The following is a 17198-nucleotide window of genomic DNA, read 5'->3' as shown; positions in this document are numbered from 1 at the left end:
CTTGACGGCCGCTTCATCCGACTCCCCTGAGATGGGTGGGGACAGCGGTGAGCGGACCCGGCGGAGTGAGGCGAACGCATGACAGCAGCACCGGCCCACCCGGCCCCTACGGCTCATTCCGTCGTGACGTTGGCGAGGATCTTCTCCAGCAGCCGGCTCAGCTGCGCGATCTCGCTGTCGCTGATTCCCTCCAGCATCCGCTCATGGCTGCGCAGGGCGATGGACTCGATCTTCGAGTACATCGCGTCGCCCTCCGGGGTGAGCTCGACCGTGACCGCCCTGCGGTCGGCACCGCTCCGCGTCCGCAGCACGATTCCCCGGCGCTCCATCGTCTCCAGATGGCGTGTGAGCGTCGGTCCCTCGATGCTCAGGTACTCGGCGAGTCTGCGCTGGATCATCGGCCCCTCGAGCTTCAAGGTGGCCAGCACGGTCCAGGTGGCGAAGGTGACGCCGGATCTGCCGAGCTCCGCCTCGAAGAACGCGCGCGACTCCTTCGCGACCAGTCGTAGTTTGGGGGCGATGCTGCTACGCAGCCACATCGGACCGGCGTCCGCCCCTGTCGTGTCGTGCCGCGGCACCCGCGCCTCCGCTCATCCCGTGCTCACCGTGAGTATCCCCCGCCGTCCTTCCGGCGAACAAAAGCAGGTTGACCATGAACCAATTAGTTCGTTAGGGTACTAACTATTTTGCGGACCGGCAACCAGCGGGAGCCAACGTGAGTGAGTTACGTTCCGAAGCCGCTGCCCCCTCAGCCCCGGCCGGGACCGAACCACCGTCGCGACGCGCATGGCTCGGCCTCGCCGTCGTCCTCCTGGCCGCCTTCATGGAACTGCTGGACGTCACCGTGGTCACGGTGGCGTCGCCGGAGATCCAGGGCTCCTTCCACACCAGCTACGCCCAGGTGCAGTGGATCCTGGCGGGCTATCAACTGACCTTCGCCGCGGGCCTGGTGGCCGGCGGACGACTCGGCGACATCTACGGGTACCGACGCGTCTTCGGCTACGGCGTGCTGGCGTTCACCGGCGCGTCACTGCTGTGCGGCATCGCCTCCAGCGGCCCGCAGATCGTGCTGTTCCGGCTGCTCCAGGGGCTCGCCGCGGCCCTGATGTTCCCGCAGGTCCAGGCGCTCATCCACGTCACCTTCACCGGCAGGTACCGCGCCGCCGCGTTCGGTGCGCTGGGCGGCGTGACCGGACTCGCCGGCATCGCCGGGCCACTGATCGGCGGGGCGCTGATCGAACTGGACCTGTTCGGCACCGGCTGGCGGATGATCTTCCTGATCAACGTGCCCATCGGGATACTCGCCGCGATCGGGACGAGACTGCTGGTGCCCGAATGGCGGTCCGGGCAGCGCCCCCGGCTGGACCTGTGGGGCACCGTCCTGGGCACCCTCGCGGTGACCCTGGTCGTCTTCCCGCTGATCCAGGGGCGGGACGCCGACTGGGCGTGGTGGATCTGGGGTCTGCTCGCCCTCTCCGCACCCGCCGTCCTGCTGTTCCTGCTGCACCAGCGCCGGCTCGAACGGCGCGGCGGATGGCCGGTGATCGACCTGGGGCTGTTCCGCGGCGGGTCCTTCGGCACCGGCCTGGTCGTGCAGTTCATGAGCTTCGCGGGAATCTCGGCCTTCTTCCTGGTGCTGGCCGTGGAACTGCAGGCGGGGTACCAGTGGTCGGCGCTCCGGACCGGACTGGCCTTCCTGCCCATCGCGTTCGGCACGGGTCTCGCCTCCGGGATCGCCATCCCGCTCATGCCCAGGCTGGGCAAGCGGGTGGTACAGCTCGGGGCCGCCGTGATGATCCTCGGGATGATCGCCCTGATGGCCACGCTCAGCGCCTACCCCACCGACCTGTCCTTCTGGCGGCTGGCACCCGCCGGGCTCGTGGTGGGGCTGGGCCTCGGCGTGATCGTGACCACGGTGAACGACGTCGTGCTGGCCGAGGCGGTCGGCCCCAGCGCCGGATCCGCGGCCGGGGTGAAGGCCATGGTGGGCCAGTCCGGCAACGCGCTCGGGGTCGCCGTGCTGGGCGCGATCTTCTTCGGTCTGCTGAGCGGCAACGCCTCCGCCGCCGTCCATGACGGACTGCCCCGCTTCCGGGCCGAGTTGAGGCAGCTGTCCGTACCGGTGCAGACCGCGCGGAGCCTGGAGCGCTCCCTGGGCGACTGCTTCACGGCACGGGCCGAGGCCGGGGACCGGACCGAGGCTCCGCCCAGCTGCACCACGCTGACCGACCAGGCACGCCGGACCGGGAACCCGGCCGTGGGCCGCCTGGTGAACACCACGCTCACCGAGACCGCACAGCGGCACTTCGCGGGCTCCATGAAGACCAGCCTCCGCTACGAGGTGGTGGTCTACGCCCTGGTCTTCCTGCTCGTCTTCCTCTTCCCGCTCCGCCGACTGCAGGCGGGTTCCAGGAACTGACCCAGCCGTACACACGAAGGGACCGAACGCCCGATGGACGCAGCTCGACATGAGGACTTCACCGGCAAGGCCGCACTGGTCACCGGAGGCAGCAGCGGGATCGGCTCCGCCACCGCGCTGCTGCTCGCCCGGCACGGCGCCGGTGTGGTGGTGAACTACCGCGCCAACGAGGAGGCGGCCCGCGCCGTGGTCGACGAGATCAGGGCCGAGGGCGGCACGGCGGTGGCGCTGCAGGCCGACGTCACCGTCGCCGAGGAGGTGGACCGCATGGTCGCGCGAGCGGCGGAGGAGGTGGGGCCGATCGACATCCTGATCGCCAACGCGGCCGGGGTCGACGGGCGGACCGCCCGGCCCGGGCCGATGCTCAAGACCCCGCCGGAGCACGCCCTGCACGTGGTGGACGCGCAGCTGAAGGCCTTCCTCAACCCCGTGCACGCACTGGTGCCGGGCATGGTCGACCGCGGCAACGGCGGCGCGGTGGTCGCCGTAGGGGCGTCATTGTCCCGACGCTCCCCGGAGGGGTTCGGGGCGCTCTCCATGTCCAAGTCGGCACTGGAGGCCGCGGTCCGGACGCTCGCCCGTGAGGTGGGGCCGGCCGGAGTGCGGGTCAACATGGTGGCGCCCGGCCTGATCATCAGCGCCCTGTCGTCGAGCGTGCCGGAGGCCGTGCGGACGGCCAACGCCGAGCGGACGGCCGTCAAGCGGAACGGTGTGCCGTCCGACGTCGCGGAGTCGATCCTCTTCCTCGCCTCCGAGCGCTCCTCGTACCTCGCCGGCAGCTATCTCCTGGTGGACGGGGGCACCGCGATGCTCTGACCGGCGGGTCCGGCGCCCGGCCACCCCGACGCATGCTGCGGCTCAAGGCGTATGCCTTGAGCCGCAGCCATGTCCGCCCCGCCGCGCCCCGGCATTCCGCAGCTTATTCATCCCGCGGTTGGATATGCCCTCGACGTGATCGTGATAGTTTCGGTCTCACGGAAAAGCGCAGACCTAATCACCGCACCTCGAGCATAAATCCACCCCCAGCACGGGGACCAGGCTCCGTCCGGCCGCTCCGGTGCAATTCGCCCTCTTGATGTAACACAGGAGGAACAGCGTGATGGTAGGCCAGACAACCGACGGCGACAAAGACGTCGCCAACATCATCGACAAGCGTGAGCTGCGTGCCATATTCGGGCGTTTCGCAACCGGCGTGACGGTCATCACCGCAAACTACTCCGGGGAGCTCTTCGGAGTGACCGTGAACTCCTTCACGTCGCTCTCCCTCGATCCCCCACTCGCCCTCTTCTGTCTGCACAGCAGGTCCTCGTTCCGTGCCGCGCTCGGCGTCGGATCCTCGTTCACCGTGAACATCCTGTCCGAGGAGCAGCGGGACATCGCCGCTCTCTTCGCCTCCGGTGTCGACCGGTTCCTCAAGGTCAACTCGGTGCCCGGCCGGGGCGGGAGCCCGGTGCTCACCAACTCGCTGGCCTATGCGACCTGCGAAGTGGAGCAGGAGGTTCCAGGCGGTGACCACGTGATCGTGATCGGCCGCGTGATCGACATCGGACTGCTGCGCCGTGAAGGCAAGCCGCTGGCCTTCTTCGCCGGCGCAATGCACAAAATAAATACGTACCAGTGATCAGCCGAACACGGGGGTAATTGAATCATGCGATTCAAGCTGTTGGGGCAATTGCAGGTGCACGACGGGGACCGTATTCTGACGCCTCGAGCACATAAACTGCGCGTACTACTGGCCACGCTTCTGGTGAATCACCGCCAAGTTCTCTCGATCGAGTCCCTCATCGATGAGCTGTGGCCGCAGGGCCCTCCTCGGACCGCACTGCAGGCACTGCGGGTCTACATTTCGCAGCTTCGGAAGATGCTGCACGACAGCAGCGCGAACGGCCGAATCTGCCTGATCGGCGAACCGCCCGGCTACTGCCTCTCCATCGATGAGGGAATGCTTGATGTCGTCGAATTCGACCGGCATCACGAACTCGCCACAACAGCTCTGGAAGCGCACGACGAGGAAGCCGCATTACGCCATTTCGCGGCGGCCGCGAACCTCTGGCGCAGCGCGCCGCTCGCCGGCCTGCGCGAGGGAATGCTCCTGCAGAGCGCCGCGTCCCGGCTCGAGGAGTCCTGGATGGCGGTCGAGGAGGGACGCATCACCCTGGAGGTGCGCCTGGGCAGGCGCCGCGGCGAGGCCATCGCCCGGCTGCGTGAACTGATCGCCAGGAATCCCTACAACGAACGCCTGCACGGGCTGCTCATGATCGCGCTCTTCCTGTCGGGTCGTAGCGGAGAGGCATTGCAGGTCTACCGAAACATGAGACGACGTCTCGTGGACGAGCTCGGCATCGAGCCGGGCGACGAACTCCGTCTGGTTCACCAGATCGTTCTGGACTCGGACCGGGCGGCGCTGGAGCACGCCGGTATGTGGACCGCCTGAATCGCGAACCGAAAGGACAACGAGATGAGCACGCACACGAGCACCCCGAACCAGCCGGGCGCGACGGCCGGGGGAGTCGACGGGCCCCTCGACGACGCCTTCGACATCATGCTCGTCGGCTGGTCGTTCATGCGCAGCAAGCTCCTGCTGACCGCGATGGAGCTGGGCCTGTTCGAAGCGCTCAGCAAGGAATCCGGTACCGCCGAACAGATAACCGGCCGGCTGGGCCTGCACCGGCGCGGAGTGCCCGACTTCCTCGACGCCCTGGTCGCCCTGGGGGTGCTGGCCCGTGACGAGGCGGGCGTCTACCGCAACAGCCCCGCCGCGGGCCGGCACCTGATCCCCGGTCAGCAGGGTTACGTCGGCGGCTTCCTGAAGATGACCACGGACTTCATGGGCGCGGGCTGGGAGAGCCTGGCGGACATGCTGCGCTCGGGCGACGCCCACGGGCAGGACGCCAACAAGGTGCCGTTCGCCCAGATCTTCCGTGACCCGCAGCGGCTGCGGCAGTTCCTGTCGGCCATGGACAGCCTCAACGGCGCGATCGGCCCGGAACTCGCCCGGCAGTACGACTGGTCGCAGCACAAGTCCTTCGTGGACGTCGGCGGCGCCCGCGGCAACCTGGCGTGCACCCTGTTGCTGGCCCACCCGCACCTCACCGGCGGGGTGTTCGACCGCCCTGTCATGAAGCCGTTCCTCGAGGAACTGGCGCAGGAGCGCGGTGTGCCGGACCGGGTCGGCTTCCACGGAGGCGACTTCTACGTCAACGACATCCCGTCCGCCGACGTGGTGGTCTTCGGCAACGTACTGCACGACTGCCCGGTCGAGGCCCGCAAGAGCCTGATCGCCCAGGCCGCCGAGCGGGTTCCCGCGGGTGGCGCGGTCATCGTCTACGACCCGATGATCGACGACGCCCGCACGGACGCCGACACCCTTCTGATGAGTCTGACCATGATGCTCCAGTCCCCGGCCGGCAACGAGTACACGGCGGCCGAGTGCCGCAGCTGGATGGAGGAGGCCGGCCTCGACGTCGAGTCCGTCTTCCGGCTCCCCGCGCACGCGACGGCCGTGGTCGGCCGCAAGCGCGCCTGACCTCGACCGAAGTCCCGGCGGCGGCCGGCCGGATCATCCGGCCGGCCGCCGTCGCCCATGAGCAGCCGATGAGGAAACGGGGTGCACACAGGACATGGCCACGAACGCCAAGAACACCAAGAACACTCGGAACACCCGGAACACCCGGAACACCAAGACCTCCAAGAGCTACGTCGACCTCACGATCATGCTGGTCAGCCATGACGCCTTCCGCCGTGACATCCGGCGGCTGGAGAAGGCCGCGGCCGGCCGGGCACGGTCCGGGCCGCTCGACCGGGGGCGCGTCGAGACGGGCTGGGAGATCTTCAAGACCCAGCTGCACATCCACCACGAGGGCGAGGACCGGGACCTGTGGCCCCGGATGGCCAAGGGCCTCGCCCACCGCCCGGACACCCTCGCCACGCTGGCGGAGCTGGAGGCCGAGCACCAGCGGATCGATCCGCTGATCGCCCGTGTGGACGCCGCGTTCGCGGATCCGGGGGCGGACTCCGCCGCGCTCGAGCAGGCGGTCGGTGAGTTCGGCGACTGCCTGGTCTCGCATCTGGAGCATGAGGAGCAGGAGGGTCTCCCGTACGTCCAGGAGGCGCTCTCGGAGAAGGAGTGGAAGGCCTTCACCGCCGACCAGCGCGAGAGCCTCGGGCTCACCGGAGCGGCCGAATTCTTCCCCTGGCTGCTGGACGAGGCCACCCCCGGGAACGTCCGGAGGATCAACTCCTTCATGCCGATGCCGATGCGCATGGCCCTGAAAACCCTCTGGTTGCCCGCGTACCAGGCGCGGGACTCGTGGACCGGCTGAGCGGGCCGGCCTGCCCTTCGTGCCTGCTCCGGCGGCATCGGTGCCGCGGTGTTATGGCGGCTTAATTGCGATGTGCCACCGTACTCGTGACCTCACGGGTCACGCGAACGCAGCGGAAAAGTCCGGAGCAACGGTGCCACGGCCGGACCCTGCCCCGCCGCCGGTACGGCCCCAGCCCGTTCGCGCTGGCCTCCCGAGGGGACCGGTCCGTACGAACGGGAGGGTTGTTCCATGGAGAACGGCATGTTCGCCGACAACGGCTTCAAGCTGGGCCTGTTCGCACCCAACGCGTCATCCGGCCTGGCCATCACCACGATCCCCGGACGCTGGTCGGGAAACTGGGCGGACAACCGCGCTCTCGCGGTCCTCGCCGACCGGCTGGGGATCGACTTCCTGCTTCCGGTGGGCCGCTGGATCGGCTGGCCCGGCACCACCTTCCACGACAGCGTCCTGGAGACGATCACCTGGGCCGGCGGGATGCTGGCGGTGACCGAGCGCATCTCGGTGTTCGCCACGGTCCACAGTGCACTGCTGCCGCCCGTCGTCGCGGCCAAGCAGTTGGCCACCGTCGACCGGATCGGCGACGGGCGTGCGGGACTCAACATCGTGGCCGGTTGGTACCAGGCGGAGTACGAGGCGTTCGGCCTCGACCTGCCCGGCTCCCCGGCGCAGCGCTACGCCCACGCCCAGGAGTGGTGGGACGTGGTGCGCACGCTGTGGAGCAGCGAGGAACCGTTCGACCACGACGGCGAGTTCTTCCCCGGCCTGACCGGCCTGCACACAAATCCCCGACCGGTGGCCGGCAGGCTGCCGGTCATCAACGCCGCGGTGTCGGAGGCCGGGCGCGGTTTCGCCACCCGTAACGCCGACTTCCTGCTGACGGCGGCCTTCGACCCGCAGCGGGGCTCCGCCCTGGTCGACGGCGTCGAGCGGGCGGCCGCGCAGCACGGCGGGCGCCGGGTGACGGTCATGTCCAACGCGTATGTGGTGTGCCGGCCCACCCGGAGCGAGGCGGAAGAGTTCCTCCGGTACTACGCCGAGGAGAACGCCGACTGGCAGGGCGTCGACACGGTGATGAGCGGTCAGGGCATCAACCCGCAGTCGTTCAGCGAGGCGCAGATCCGGATGTTCCGGCCCCGCTTCGCCGCCGGCCACGGCGGACTGCCGTTGGTGGGCACCCCCGACGACATCGCCGCAACGATCGTCTCGTTCGCCCGCGCCGGCCTCGGCGGCCTCGCGCTGTCCTTCGTCGACTACCTGGGCGAACTGGAGTTCTTCGCCTCCGAGGTCATCCCGCGGCTGGAGAAGGCGGGCGTCCGCCGACCGGTCGGCGGTTGAGCGGTCGTCGCATCATCACCTTGCGGTAGCCCTTCGTATGACATCGTGCGGAGTCGTACCGTACGCCTGCGTGTGCGCGTTTCTGGCCACCGCGGCGTTTTCACGACTGGACAGGGGGAGTCCATTGGTAGCGGTCATAGTCATGAGTCAGGACGCGTCCCGGAGAACCGCTCTGGAGCGTCGTTTCGCGGCCCTCGACGGGTTCAGCGTCCTGCCTCACGGCCGAGGAGAGTTCCAAGCCGCCGACGTGGCCGTGCTGGCGGCAGACCGGGAGAGTCTGAATCTGACCCGCCGGGTCGCGTCCAATCTCGCGGGAGTGTTCGCACCGACGCTGCTGGTGGTGGAGGAACCGTTCGAGGAACTGGCCGGCGTGATGTGGTTCGGTGCCTACGGGCTGATCCTCAGCTCCGCGTCGGACCGCGAACTGGCCGACGCCGCCGTGCTGGTCTCGAACCGGTACACCGTCGTGTCCGAGGAGATCATCGAGGACGAGCGGCTGAGCGAGGGCCGGCTGGCGTTCGAATGGACACTGAACAACGACACCCAGTCCGCGCTCAACGGTCTGTCCCGCCGGGAGCGCGAGGTCCTCACCCTGGTCGGCACCGGCCGCAACAACGCCGAGATCGCGGCCCGGCTGTGGGTGAGCAGCAACACCGTGCGCTCCCACGTCCAGCGCCTGATGCGCAAACTCGGCCTGCGCAGTCGGCTCTGTCTGGTCATCTTCGCCCATGAGCTGGGTCTCGTGGACATGAACGACACCGTCCTGAACGGCGGGGAGGAGGAGCCCGCGGCGCCGGCTCACCGACGCGCCTGAGCACGACACGACCGGGCCCCGGCCGCGCGAACGCGGCCGGGGCCCGGTCGTGTGGAGCGCCGGTTCACACCCGGTACATACGGCGCACCATCGCCTGCAGCACAGGGCGCGGCAGGGCGCCGAGGAAGAACGGCTGCGGACGGTTCATCGCGCCGGGCGTGACGAAGGCCTTGCCCTTGGCGACGGCCCGCAGCGACGGCTCCACGATCTGCTCGGGAGTCATCCAGGCCAGCTTGGGAAGCCCGGCGGTGTCGATACCTGCGGCCTCGTGGAACTCCGTGCGCACCAGACCCGTCCGTACGGTGGTGACGTGCACGCCGCTGCTGCGCGCCTCCAGGTGCAGGCTCTCGCTGAAGGAGCCGAGGAACGCCTTGGACGCCCCGTAGACCGCGGACTTCGGCATCGGCAGCGCCGCGACGATGGAGGAGACGTTGAGGATTCCGCCGTGCCGGCGCTCGCTCATCCGCCCCAGGGCCGCGTGGGTGAGGACCACCGGTGCCAGCAGGTTGACCCGGATCTGGTGGGTCTCGCGCTCCCTCGGGAGATCCCGGAAGTACCCGGTGGATCCGTAGCCGGCGCAGTTGACCAGCAGGTCGACCGCCCGGCCCGGTTCGCTCACCCGCCCGACCGCGACCTCCAGGTCGCTCTCGTCGCCCAGATCGAGCGCGAGCACCTCGGTCGACACCCCGTACTGCTCGGAGAGTCTGGAGGCGAGCTGCTTGAGCCTGGTCTCACGCCGGGCGACGAGCGTCAGATCGGCGCCGCGGCGGGCCAGTTGCTCGGCGAACTCGGCGCCGATGCCGCTCGACGCACCGGTGATGAAGGCGCTTTTGTACGGGTAGGACATCGTCGGTCTCCCTCGAGCCGGACAGGTACGGAAAAGAGGGCCGGCGGCAGGGCCGCCGCACACCTCACTTGGCCTGCGGTACAACCGCCTCCGTGAGCGGCAGTTCGGTGTCGCCACGCGCATAGGACTGGCGGGGCACGAGCGGGCCGGCCAGGGCCGTGGTCACCAGCGCCATCAGCACCATCATCGTGAACATGCGGTTGTCCAGGACGCCCATGCTCACCCCGGCGTTCAGGATGATGAGCTCGGTGAGCCCCCGGGTGTTCATCAGCACTCCGACGACCGAGGACTCGCGCCAGGTCATGCCCGTCATCCGGGCCGCGGCTATCGCCCCCGACATCTTCCCGAAGCAGGCGACCAGCACGATGGCGACCAGTTCCAGGAGCCCGGCCCCGCCCAGCTGCGTGACGTCGACCGAGAGTCCGGTGGTGATGAAGAAGATGGGCATGAGCAGCGTCGTGATGTGCTCGAACGGCACGCACACCGAGGACTTGAGCCGCTTGAGCGAGTCGCGCGGCATGATCAGACCGAAGGTGAAGGCACCGAAGATCGCGTCCAGTCCGATCCGGTGCGTGACGTAGGCGGAGAGGAAGACGCCGGCCGCGAGGATCGGAAGCAGCCGCGGTGAGACGACGTCGTTCTTCGTCATCCCGTCGATCAGCCTGCGCAGCAGTGGGCGTACGACGACGACGAGCACCAGGGCGTACAGCGCCGTGCCGCCGACGACCGTGATCACCTGGCCGGAGCCGGTGGAGACCGCCACCACCGACACCGCCGCGAGCATGCACCAGGCGAGTGCGTCGCCCACGGCGGCGCTCGCCAGGGCGACGATGCCCACGCGAGTGTGCTGGAGGCGGTGCTCCAGGATGATCCGGGCGAGCACCGGGAACGCCGTGATGGCCATCGCCGTGCCGACGAACAGGACGAAGGACAGCTTCCCCACGTGGTGCCCGCCGACGGTGTCGTGCTCGGCGTGGATCCAGGCGGCCAGCGCCGCACCGGTGACGAACGGCACCGCGATCGCCGCCAGGGAGATGCTGAGCACCGCCTTCTTGCGGGCGCTCACCTGCCTCAGATCGATTTCCCACCCGATCAGGAACATGAAGAGCAGGATGCCCACCTGCGCTATCGCGGCCAGCCCGGAACGCGTCTGAGCCGGGAACAGCACGTCGGGCAGGTCGCCCGGAAGGAGGCCGAGCAGGCTGGGACCCAGCAGAATCCCCGCGAGGATCTCGGCGATCACCGGTGGCTGCCTCAAGCGCCGCAGCAGGGGGACGAGCACCGACCCCGCCGTCAGGATGACGGCGACGCCCGCCACGGTCCCGGCGAGGATGTCGGCCGAGTTCCCAGCCATGGCCTAGCCCCGTTCCGCGGGCGCGCCGCCCGCAGGTCCACCCGGCCGGCCGCCCCCCGCCGCGAGCGGACCGCGCTTGGGACGGAACCCGACGATGTGGTGCTTGGTGGCGAGCGCCTGCATCTTCTCCCAGTCCGGCGGGCCCTGACCGTCGATCAGCTGCCCCAGTTCCTCGAACCAGTTCTCGACGCCACCCGGGGTGGCGATGCACAGCATCTTGCTCGGCCTGTGCCAGGTGTTGACGAAGGCGTGCCCCACCCCGCGGGGCCCGTACACCAGACTGCCGGCCGGCGCCTTGTGCTTTTCTCCGTCGAGCTCGATCTCGTATTCCCCGTCGATGACGTAGAAGGACTCGTCGACGTCCTCGTGAATGTGCAACGGCGGTCCGCCGCCGGGCGGGGTCGTCACCTCGAAGAAGGAGTACAGACCACCGGTATCCTCGCCACGGAGCAGCCAACGCCCCGTCTCACCAGCCCATTTGATGGGCTTGACGCCGTCCAGGTGGACTACGCGTCCGCGCGTCGCAGTCATTGTCCGTCCTTTCCTTCCGGTCATTCGGCTGCCCCGAGTATCGGCGGCCCCGATAAAGCGCCGAATAAGCGGCGTCGAAGCCCCTCGGCTTTGCGACGGACTAATAGGAACTTTTTTTCGCCGCAGCAGACTCCGACGGGTGCCGGTCGATCGGGCCGGCCATGTGAAGCGCGTCTGCTGGAGGGAGCGTGAGTGGCGTGTCGGACGATCAACGGCATGGCACTGCTGTGACGGAGGTGCGGGAGAAGGACCTCGATGCCCCGGCCGGACTGCCCGCCGAGGGGCTCATCGACCGGACCACCGAACTCGCCGTCATCAAGCAGCGCGTGGTGGAGGGCCTGAACGAGGAGTCGGCCCAGCGGCAGCACCGGCTGGGCAAGTTGACGGCGCGGGAGCGGATCGAGCGGCTGCTCGACCCGGGTTCCTTCACCGAGCTGGAGATGCTGCGCCGGCATCGGGCCACCGACTTCGGGATGGACGCCAAACGCCCCTACACGGACGGTGTGCTGACCGGCTGGGGCACGGTCGACGGCCGCAAGGTCTTCGTGTACGCACACGACTTCGGGATCTTCGGTGGCTCACTCGGCGAGGCCCACGCCGCGAAGATCCACAAGGTGATGGATCTGGCGCAGAGTGCGGGCGCTCCGTTGATCGGGCTCAACGACGGTGCCGGCGCCCGTATCCAGGAGGGCGTGATGGCCCTCGCGGGGTACGGCGGCATCTTCCGCCGCAATGTCGCGGCGTCGGGGGTGATCCCGCAGATCAGCGTGATGCTCGGACCGTGCGCCGGCGGCGCGGCCTACTCGCCGGCACTCACCGACTTCGTGCTGATGGTGCGCAGAACGGCGAGCATGTACGTCACCGGGCCCGATGTGATCAAGGCGGTCACCGGGGAGGAGATCGGTCTGGAGGGGCTCGGCGGCGCGGACGTGCACGCCGAGTCCGGGCAGGCGACGTTCGTCCACGACGACGAGGACGACGCGTTCGAGACGCTGCGCTGGCTGCTGTCGTACCTGCCCTCGAACAACCGGGAGTTCCCGCCCGCACAGGCCCCGGCCGACCCGGTCGACCGCTCCTGTGACCGTCTGCTCGACATCGTCCCCAACTCCCCCAACCAGCCCTACGACGTACGTCAGGTGATCGAGGAGATCGTCGACGACGGCGACTTCCTGGAGTTGCAGCAGGCCTGGGCCGGGAACGTCGTCATCGGTCTCGCCCGGATCGGCGGCGAGGTCGTCGGCATGGTGGCCAACCAGCCCATGGTCCTCGCCGGTGTCCTGGACATCGAGGCCTCGCAGAAGGCCGCCCGGTTCATCAGGTTCTGCGACTCCTTCAACATCCCGCTGGTGACGCTGGTGGACGTCCCGGGCTTCCTGCCGGGTGTCGACCAGGAACGCAACGGCATCATCCGCAACGGGGCCAAGCTCCTGTACGCGTACTGCGAGGCGACGGTGCCCCGCATCCAGGTGCTGATGCGCAAGGCGTACGGAGGGGCCTACATCGTCATGGACTCCCGGTCCATCGGCACCGACCTCTCCCTCGCCTGGCCCTCCAACGAGGTGGCCGTGATGGGCGCCGAGGCGGCGACCAACGTGATCCACCGACGGGCCATCCAGAACGCCGACGACGAGCAGGACACCCGGCGTCGGCTGATCGAGGAGTACCAGCGCACCCTGATGCACCCGTACTACGGAGCGGAGCGCGGCCTCGTCGACGACGTCATCGACCCGCGCGAGACCAGGTCGGCCATCCACACCGGTCTGCAGATGCTCCGCTCCAAGCGGGTCACCCTTCCTGAGCGCAAGCACGGCAACTCGCCGCTGTGACCGCACCCGACACCCTGAGGAGTCACGTCTCATGAGCAACGAGAGCACGGACAGCGCGCGGAAGAGCTTTCGCAAGGTCGCCTTCGGCGAGGTGCCCGTGAACCGGCACCGGGGCGGCACGCTGCGCACCCTGCTCGGACCCGCGAACGTGGGCGCCACCAGCGGGTTCATGGGCCACGCCCGGCTCGAGCCCGGCGAGTACATCAGCGAGCACTACCACCCCTACTCGGAGGAGTTCGTCCTGCTGCTGTCCGGACGGATCGTCATGCGGCTCGACGGCGAGGACATCGAGCTGGGCCCCCAGGAGGGCATTCTCGTCCCGATCGGGGTCCGGCACCGGCTGGAGAACAAGGGCACCGAGGCCGCGGAGCTCGTCTACCACCTGGGCCCGCTGGCCCCGCGTCCCGACCTCGGGCACGTGGACACCGAGGACCTGCCCTTCCCCGAGCTGGCCCCGGCGGGAGAGCCGCGATGAGCGACTGGGGAGCCGTCGTCACCGGGGTGGGCGTGGTGGCGCCGGGCGCCGTCGGCCGGGCGGCCTACTGGGATCTGCTGACCGCCGGCCGGACCGCGACGCGCGGGATCACACTGTTCGACGCCGCCGGCTTCCAGTCCCGGATCGCGGCGGAGGTCGACTTCGACCCCCTCGCGGCGGGGCTGACGCCGCACGAGGTGGAACGCATGGACCGCAGCGCGCAGTTCGCCGTGGTCGCCGCCCGCGAGGCCCTCGCGGACGCCGGTCTGGAGCCCGGGCAGACCGACCCGGAGCGGGTGGGCGTCAGCATCGGCAGTGCGGTCGGCTGCACCACCCGGCTCGAGGACGAGTACGTGGTGGTCAGCGACTCGGGCAAGAACTGGGAGGTCACGCCCGAGTTCGCCACCGACCACCTCTACCGGGCGCTGATCCCGAGCACCCTCGCGGTGGAGGTGGCGTGGACGGCCGGCGCGGAGGGGCCGACGACGGTGGTCTCCACCGGCTGCACCTCCGGGCTCGATGCGGTCGGCCACGGGGTGCAGCTCATCTCGGAGGGCGCCGCCGATGTCGTGATCGCCGGGGCGACCGACGCCCCGATCTCCCCGATCACGGTGGCCTGTTTCGACGCCATCGGCGCCACCTCGCGCAACAACGAGGACGCCGCGCACTCCTCACGCCCCTTCGACCGGGACCGGGACGGCTTCGTGCTCGGCGAGGGGTCCGCGGTGCTGGTCCTGGAGAGCCGGGAGCACGCGGCCCGCCGGGGCGCGCACGGCTACGCGGAGATCATCGGGTTCGCGCAGCGCAGCAACGCCTACCACATGACCGGGCTCAAGCCGGACGGGCTCGACATGGCCGAGGCGATCGAGATCGCCATGCGCCGGGCCGGCATCACGCCCGACATGATCAGTTACGTCAACGCCCACGGCTCCGGCACGGCGCAGAACGACCGTCATGAGACGGCAGCGGTGAAGAAGGCCCTGGGCGAGGCGGCCTACCGGGTTCCCGTCAGTTCCATCAAGTCGATGATCGGTCACTCGCTCGGCGCCATCGGCGCCCTGGAGGTCGCTGCCTGCGCGCTGGCGATCGAGACCGACACGGTCCCGCCCACGGCCAACCTGCAGCACCAGGACCCGGCTCTGGACCTCGACTACGTGCCGCTGGCCGCGCGCAAGAACGTCAACGACATCGTGCTGAGCGTGGGCAGCGGTTTCGGCGGCTTCCAGTCGGCGATGCTGCTGGCCCGGCCCGGCCTGGCAAGCAGGAAGTGACGGAATGACCAAGAACCGTCGCACCGTGTTCAGTGGTGTGTCAGCGATCGCCCCGAACGGCTCCACCACCAAGGAGTTCTGGGACGCGACCCTCAACGGTGTCAGCGGCATCGGGCCGATCAGTACCTTCGACGCCTCCGGATATCCGGTCCGTCTGGCCGGCCAGGTCGCCGACTTCGCGCCGCGCGACAGCATCGACGGCCGGCTCATGGTGCAGACCGACCGGTGGACGCAGCTCGGCCTGGTCGCCGCGGGACGCGCACTCGAGGACGCGGAGATCGATCCGGCGGCCCTCGACGAGTACGACATGTCGGTGATCACGGCGACCTCGTCGGGCGGAAACGAGTTCGGCCAGCGCGAGATCCAGAAACTGTGGGACAAGGGCGCGCGCTATGTCGGGCCGTACCAGTCCATCGCCTGGTTCTACGCGGCGACCACCGGCCAGATCTCCATCCGGCACGGCATGAAGGGCGCCTGCGGGGTGCTGGTGGGCGAGCAGGCCGGCGGTCTCGACGCGCTGGGCCAGGCCCGTCGGGCGCTGGTCGACGACGCGACGACGGTGGTCAGCGGCGGCACGGACGCCCCGCTCGGCCCCTACGCGCTGGCCTGTCACGCCACGTCCCGACTCCTGACGGAACGTCAGGACCCGGTCGGGGCCTACCGGCCCTTCGACGCCGAGGCGGACGGATACGTCGCGGGCGAGGGCGGGGCGATCTTCATCCTCGAGGCAGAGGACACCGTACGCGCCCGTGACGCCGGTCCGGGCTACGGAGTGCTCGCCGGCTACGCCGCCACCTTCGACCCGCGTCCCGGTTCGGGCCGCGAGCCCGGACTGCGGCGGGCGATCGTGCGGGCGCTGGCCGATGCCCGGGTCGACCCGTCCGAGGTCGACGTGGTCTTCGCCGACGGGCTCGGGGTGCCCGAGGCCGACCGGGCCGAGGCCGAGGCGATCAGCGCGGTCTTCGGGGCGCGCGGGGTGCCGGTGACGGTGCCCAAGTGCCTCGTGGGACGCCTGCATGCGGGCGGAGCACCGCTGGACGTGGCGATGGCGCTGCTGTCCATCCGGGACTCCGTCATCCCCGGCACCCCGAGCCTGGGCGAGCTCGCCCCGGGCATCGACCTGGACGTCGTACACGAGACGCGTCAGGCGACCGTGCGCACCGCGCTGGTGCTGGCGCGCGGCTTCGAGGGCTTCAACGCGGCCGTCGTCATCCGGTCCGTGTAGGACCTCCGACTCACGAACTCACAGAAAGGCACACCCCACCGTGACCGCCACCGTGATCTCCCTTGACGAGTACGCCGAACTGATCAACCGTGCCTCGGGTGCGGGCCTCACCGCCGACCAACTCCTCGACGAGACGGTGTCCTTCGACTCCCTCGGCGTCGACTCGCTCGGCGTGCTCGGCGTCGTCTCCGAGCTGGAGCAGCGCTACGGCCTGGAGCCGGACAGCGGCGCCGACCACAGCAAGAGCGCCACCGCGCTGCTGTTCGCCCTGAACCGGCGGCTGGTCGACGCCGGCCTGCTGACGGCGGGCCACACCGAGCAGAGCATCGTCATCGACGCCCCCTACGACGAGGTGTGGCGGCAGACGAACGACGTCGCCGCCTGGCCCGAGCTGTTCAGCGAGTACGCGAAGGCCGAGATCCTGCAGACCGCCGAGAACTCCGTGACCTTCCGGCTCAGCATGCACCCCGACGAGAACGGAACGGTGTGGAGCTGGGTGTCGGAGCGGACCCTGGACCCGGAGACGGGCACGGTCCGCGCCCGCCGGGTCGAGACCGGCCCGTTCGAGTTCATGGACATCGTCTGGACGTACCGCAAGGTCGAGGGGGGTGTCGAGATGCGCTGGGTCCAGGACTTCGCCATGAAGCCGCAGGCGCCGGTCGACACCGAGACCATGACGGCCCGCATCAGCACCAACTCGTCTCTGCAACTGGCGCTGATCCGCCGCCGGGTGGAGGAGCGCGCCCGCCTCGCCGCGTGACACTCCCGCACCCAGG

Annotated in this window: 17 protein-coding genes and 1 pseudogene; 14 read left to right on the top strand and 4 right to left on the bottom strand. The window is 69.4% G+C overall.

Annotated features, from left to right (window positions below):
• Positions 1-113: 113 nt before the first annotated feature.
• Complete coding sequence (locus ACFV7R_RS22875) at positions 114-578, bottom strand: MarR family winged helix-turn-helix transcriptional regulator (RefSeq protein ID WP_385266229.1); 465 nt, start codon at positions 576-578, stop codon at positions 114-116.
• A gap of 137 nt (positions 579-715) precedes the next feature.
• On the opposite strand from ACFV7R_RS22875, the gene ACFV7R_RS22870 reads away from it, so the two are divergent.
• The 8 genes from ACFV7R_RS22870 to ACFV7R_RS22835 all read left to right on the top strand — a co-directional run bounded on the left by ACFV7R_RS22870 (position 716) and on the right by ACFV7R_RS22835 (position 8893).
• Complete coding sequence (locus ACFV7R_RS22870) at positions 716-2419, top strand: MFS transporter (protein WP_385266227.1); 1704 nt, start codon at positions 716-718, stop codon at positions 2417-2419.
• Between the two features lie 33 nt (positions 2420-2452).
• Complete coding sequence (locus tag ACFV7R_RS22865; RefSeq protein ID WP_385266225.1) at positions 2453-3235, top strand: SDR family NAD(P)-dependent oxidoreductase; 783 nt, start codon at positions 2453-2455, stop codon at positions 3233-3235.
• Positions 3236-3518: 283 nt separating this feature from the next.
• Positions 3519-4040 carry a flavin reductase family protein gene (locus tag ACFV7R_RS22860; RefSeq protein WP_385266222.1) on the top strand — a complete coding sequence of 174 codons (522 nt, stop codon included), beginning with the start codon at positions 3519-3521 and terminating at the stop codon, positions 4038-4040.
• 27 nt (positions 4041-4067) lie between these two features.
• A complete protein-coding gene (locus ACFV7R_RS22855; RefSeq protein ID WP_224736400.1) occupies positions 4068-4853 on the top strand; it encodes an AfsR/SARP family transcriptional regulator in 786 nt (261 codons plus the stop codon).
• A 24-nt stretch (positions 4854-4877) separates the two neighbouring features.
• Complete coding sequence (locus ACFV7R_RS22850) at positions 4878-5945, top strand: methyltransferase (RefSeq protein ID WP_385266219.1); 1068 nt, start codon at positions 4878-4880, stop codon at positions 5943-5945.
• A 94-nt stretch (positions 5946-6039) separates the two neighbouring features.
• A complete protein-coding gene (locus tag ACFV7R_RS22845) occupies positions 6040-6741 on the top strand; it encodes a hemerythrin domain-containing protein (protein WP_385266216.1) in 702 nt (233 codons plus the stop codon).
• A 231-nt stretch (positions 6742-6972) separates the two neighbouring features.
• Positions 6973-8079 (top strand): LLM class flavin-dependent oxidoreductase, encoded by a 1107-nt coding sequence (locus tag ACFV7R_RS22840; protein ID WP_385266213.1) that lies wholly within the window; start codon positions 6973-6975, stop codon positions 8077-8079.
• A 142-nt stretch (positions 8080-8221) separates the two neighbouring features.
• Entirely contained in the window at positions 8222-8893 is a 672-nt protein-coding gene (locus ACFV7R_RS22835) for a response regulator transcription factor (RefSeq protein ID WP_385266211.1), read from the top strand.
• Between the two features lie 64 nt (positions 8894-8957).
• Here the strand turns inward: ACFV7R_RS22835 and ACFV7R_RS22830 are convergent, their stop codons facing one another.
• From ACFV7R_RS22830 to ACFV7R_RS22820, 3 genes are all read right to left on the bottom strand, one after another.
• Positions 8958-9740, bottom strand: coding sequence for an SDR family NAD(P)-dependent oxidoreductase (locus tag ACFV7R_RS22830; protein WP_385266208.1), 783 nt, complete (start codon positions 9738-9740; stop codon positions 8958-8960).
• Positions 9741-9804: 64 nt separating this feature from the next.
• Positions 9805-11094 (bottom strand): cation:proton antiporter, encoded by a 1290-nt coding sequence (locus ACFV7R_RS22825; protein WP_385266206.1) that lies wholly within the window; start codon positions 11092-11094, stop codon positions 9805-9807.
• A 3-nt stretch (positions 11095-11097) separates the two neighbouring features.
• Positions 11098-11625, bottom strand: a complete 528-nt coding sequence (locus ACFV7R_RS22820) for a cupin domain-containing protein (protein ID WP_385266204.1) — start codon at positions 11623-11625, stop codon at positions 11098-11100.
• Positions 11626-11822: 197 nt separating this feature from the next.
• Here ACFV7R_RS22820 and ACFV7R_RS22815 point away from each other — a divergent pair, with 197 nt between their 5' ends.
• The 6 genes and pseudogenes from ACFV7R_RS22815 to ACFV7R_RS22790 all read left to right on the top strand — a co-directional run bounded on the left by ACFV7R_RS22815 (position 11823) and on the right by ACFV7R_RS22790 (position 17182).
• A complete protein-coding gene (locus tag ACFV7R_RS22815; RefSeq protein WP_385266201.1) occupies positions 11823-13451 on the top strand; it encodes an acyl-CoA carboxylase subunit beta in 1629 nt (542 codons plus the stop codon).
• 31 nt (positions 13452-13482) lie between these two features.
• Positions 13483-13926: a cupin domain-containing protein gene (locus tag ACFV7R_RS22810; RefSeq protein ID WP_224736392.1), complete on the top strand. Its 444-nt coding sequence runs from the start codon at positions 13483-13485 to the stop codon at positions 13924-13926.
• Positions 13923-15197 (top strand): beta-ketoacyl-[acyl-carrier-protein] synthase family protein, encoded by a 1275-nt coding sequence (locus ACFV7R_RS22805; RefSeq protein ID WP_385266199.1) that lies wholly within the window; start codon positions 13923-13925, stop codon positions 15195-15197. The genes ACFV7R_RS22810 and ACFV7R_RS22805 overlap by 4 nt, the downstream gene beginning before the upstream one ends.
• A gap of 4 nt (positions 15198-15201) precedes the next feature.
• Positions 15202-16422, top strand: coding sequence for a ketosynthase chain-length factor (locus tag ACFV7R_RS22800; RefSeq protein WP_385266197.1), 1221 nt, complete (start codon positions 15202-15204; stop codon positions 16420-16422).
• A 40-nt stretch (positions 16423-16462) separates the two neighbouring features.
• Positions 16463-16633: pseudogene (locus ACFV7R_RS22795) on the top strand (acyl carrier protein); the annotation flags it as partial.
• Positions 16634-16720: 87 nt separating this feature from the next.
• On the top strand, positions 16721-17182 hold the full coding sequence (locus tag ACFV7R_RS22790) for an SRPBCC family protein (RefSeq protein ID WP_224736450.1): 462 nt from the start codon (positions 16721-16723) through the stop codon (positions 17180-17182).
• Positions 17183-17198 lie beyond the last annotated feature (16 nt).

Origin of the sequence: Streptomyces sp. NPDC059866 (assembly GCF_042731325.1) — a bacterium.
GTDB lineage: Bacteria > Actinomycetota > Actinomycetes > Streptomycetales > Streptomycetaceae > Streptomyces > Streptomyces flavusporus.
Note: the sequence above shows the minus strand (reverse complement) of the source record. Positions and strands in the feature narration are given on the sequence as shown.

Coding starts and splice junctions, on each gene's coding strand:
- ACFV7R_RS22865 (WP_385266225.1), top strand. CDS start 2,453: ATGGACGCAGCTCGACATGAGGACTTCACCGGCAAGGCCGCACTGGTC.
- ACFV7R_RS22860 (WP_385266222.1), top strand. CDS start 3,519: ATGGTAGGCCAGACAACCGACGGCGACAAAGACGTCGCCAACATCATC.
- ACFV7R_RS22855 (WP_224736400.1), top strand. CDS start 4,068: ATGCGATTCAAGCTGTTGGGGCAATTGCAGGTGCACGACGGGGACCGT.
- ACFV7R_RS22850 (WP_385266219.1), top strand. CDS start 4,878: ATGAGCACGCACACGAGCACCCCGAACCAGCCGGGCGCGACGGCCGGG.
- ACFV7R_RS22845 (WP_385266216.1), top strand. CDS start 6,040: ATGGCCACGAACGCCAAGAACACCAAGAACACTCGGAACACCCGGAAC.
- ACFV7R_RS22840 (WP_385266213.1), top strand. CDS start 6,973: ATGGAGAACGGCATGTTCGCCGACAACGGCTTCAAGCTGGGCCTGTTC.
- ACFV7R_RS22835 (WP_385266211.1), top strand. CDS start 8,222: ATGAGTCAGGACGCGTCCCGGAGAACCGCTCTGGAGCGTCGTTTCGCG.
- ACFV7R_RS22830 (WP_385266208.1), bottom strand. CDS start 9,740: ATGTCCTACCCGTACAAAAGCGCCTTCATCACCGGTGCGTCGAGCGGC.
- ACFV7R_RS22825 (WP_385266206.1), bottom strand. CDS start 11,094: ATGGCTGGGAACTCGGCCGACATCCTCGCCGGGACCGTGGCGGGCGTC.
- ACFV7R_RS22820 (WP_385266204.1), bottom strand. CDS start 11,625: ATGACTGCGACGCGCGGACGCGTAGTCCACCTGGACGGCGTCAAGCCC.
- ACFV7R_RS22810 (WP_224736392.1), top strand. CDS start 13,483: ATGAGCAACGAGAGCACGGACAGCGCGCGGAAGAGCTTTCGCAAGGTC.
- ACFV7R_RS22805 (WP_385266199.1), top strand. CDS start 13,923: ATGAGCGACTGGGGAGCCGTCGTCACCGGGGTGGGCGTGGTGGCGCCG.
- ACFV7R_RS22800 (WP_385266197.1), top strand. CDS start 15,202: ATGACCAAGAACCGTCGCACCGTGTTCAGTGGTGTGTCAGCGATCGCC.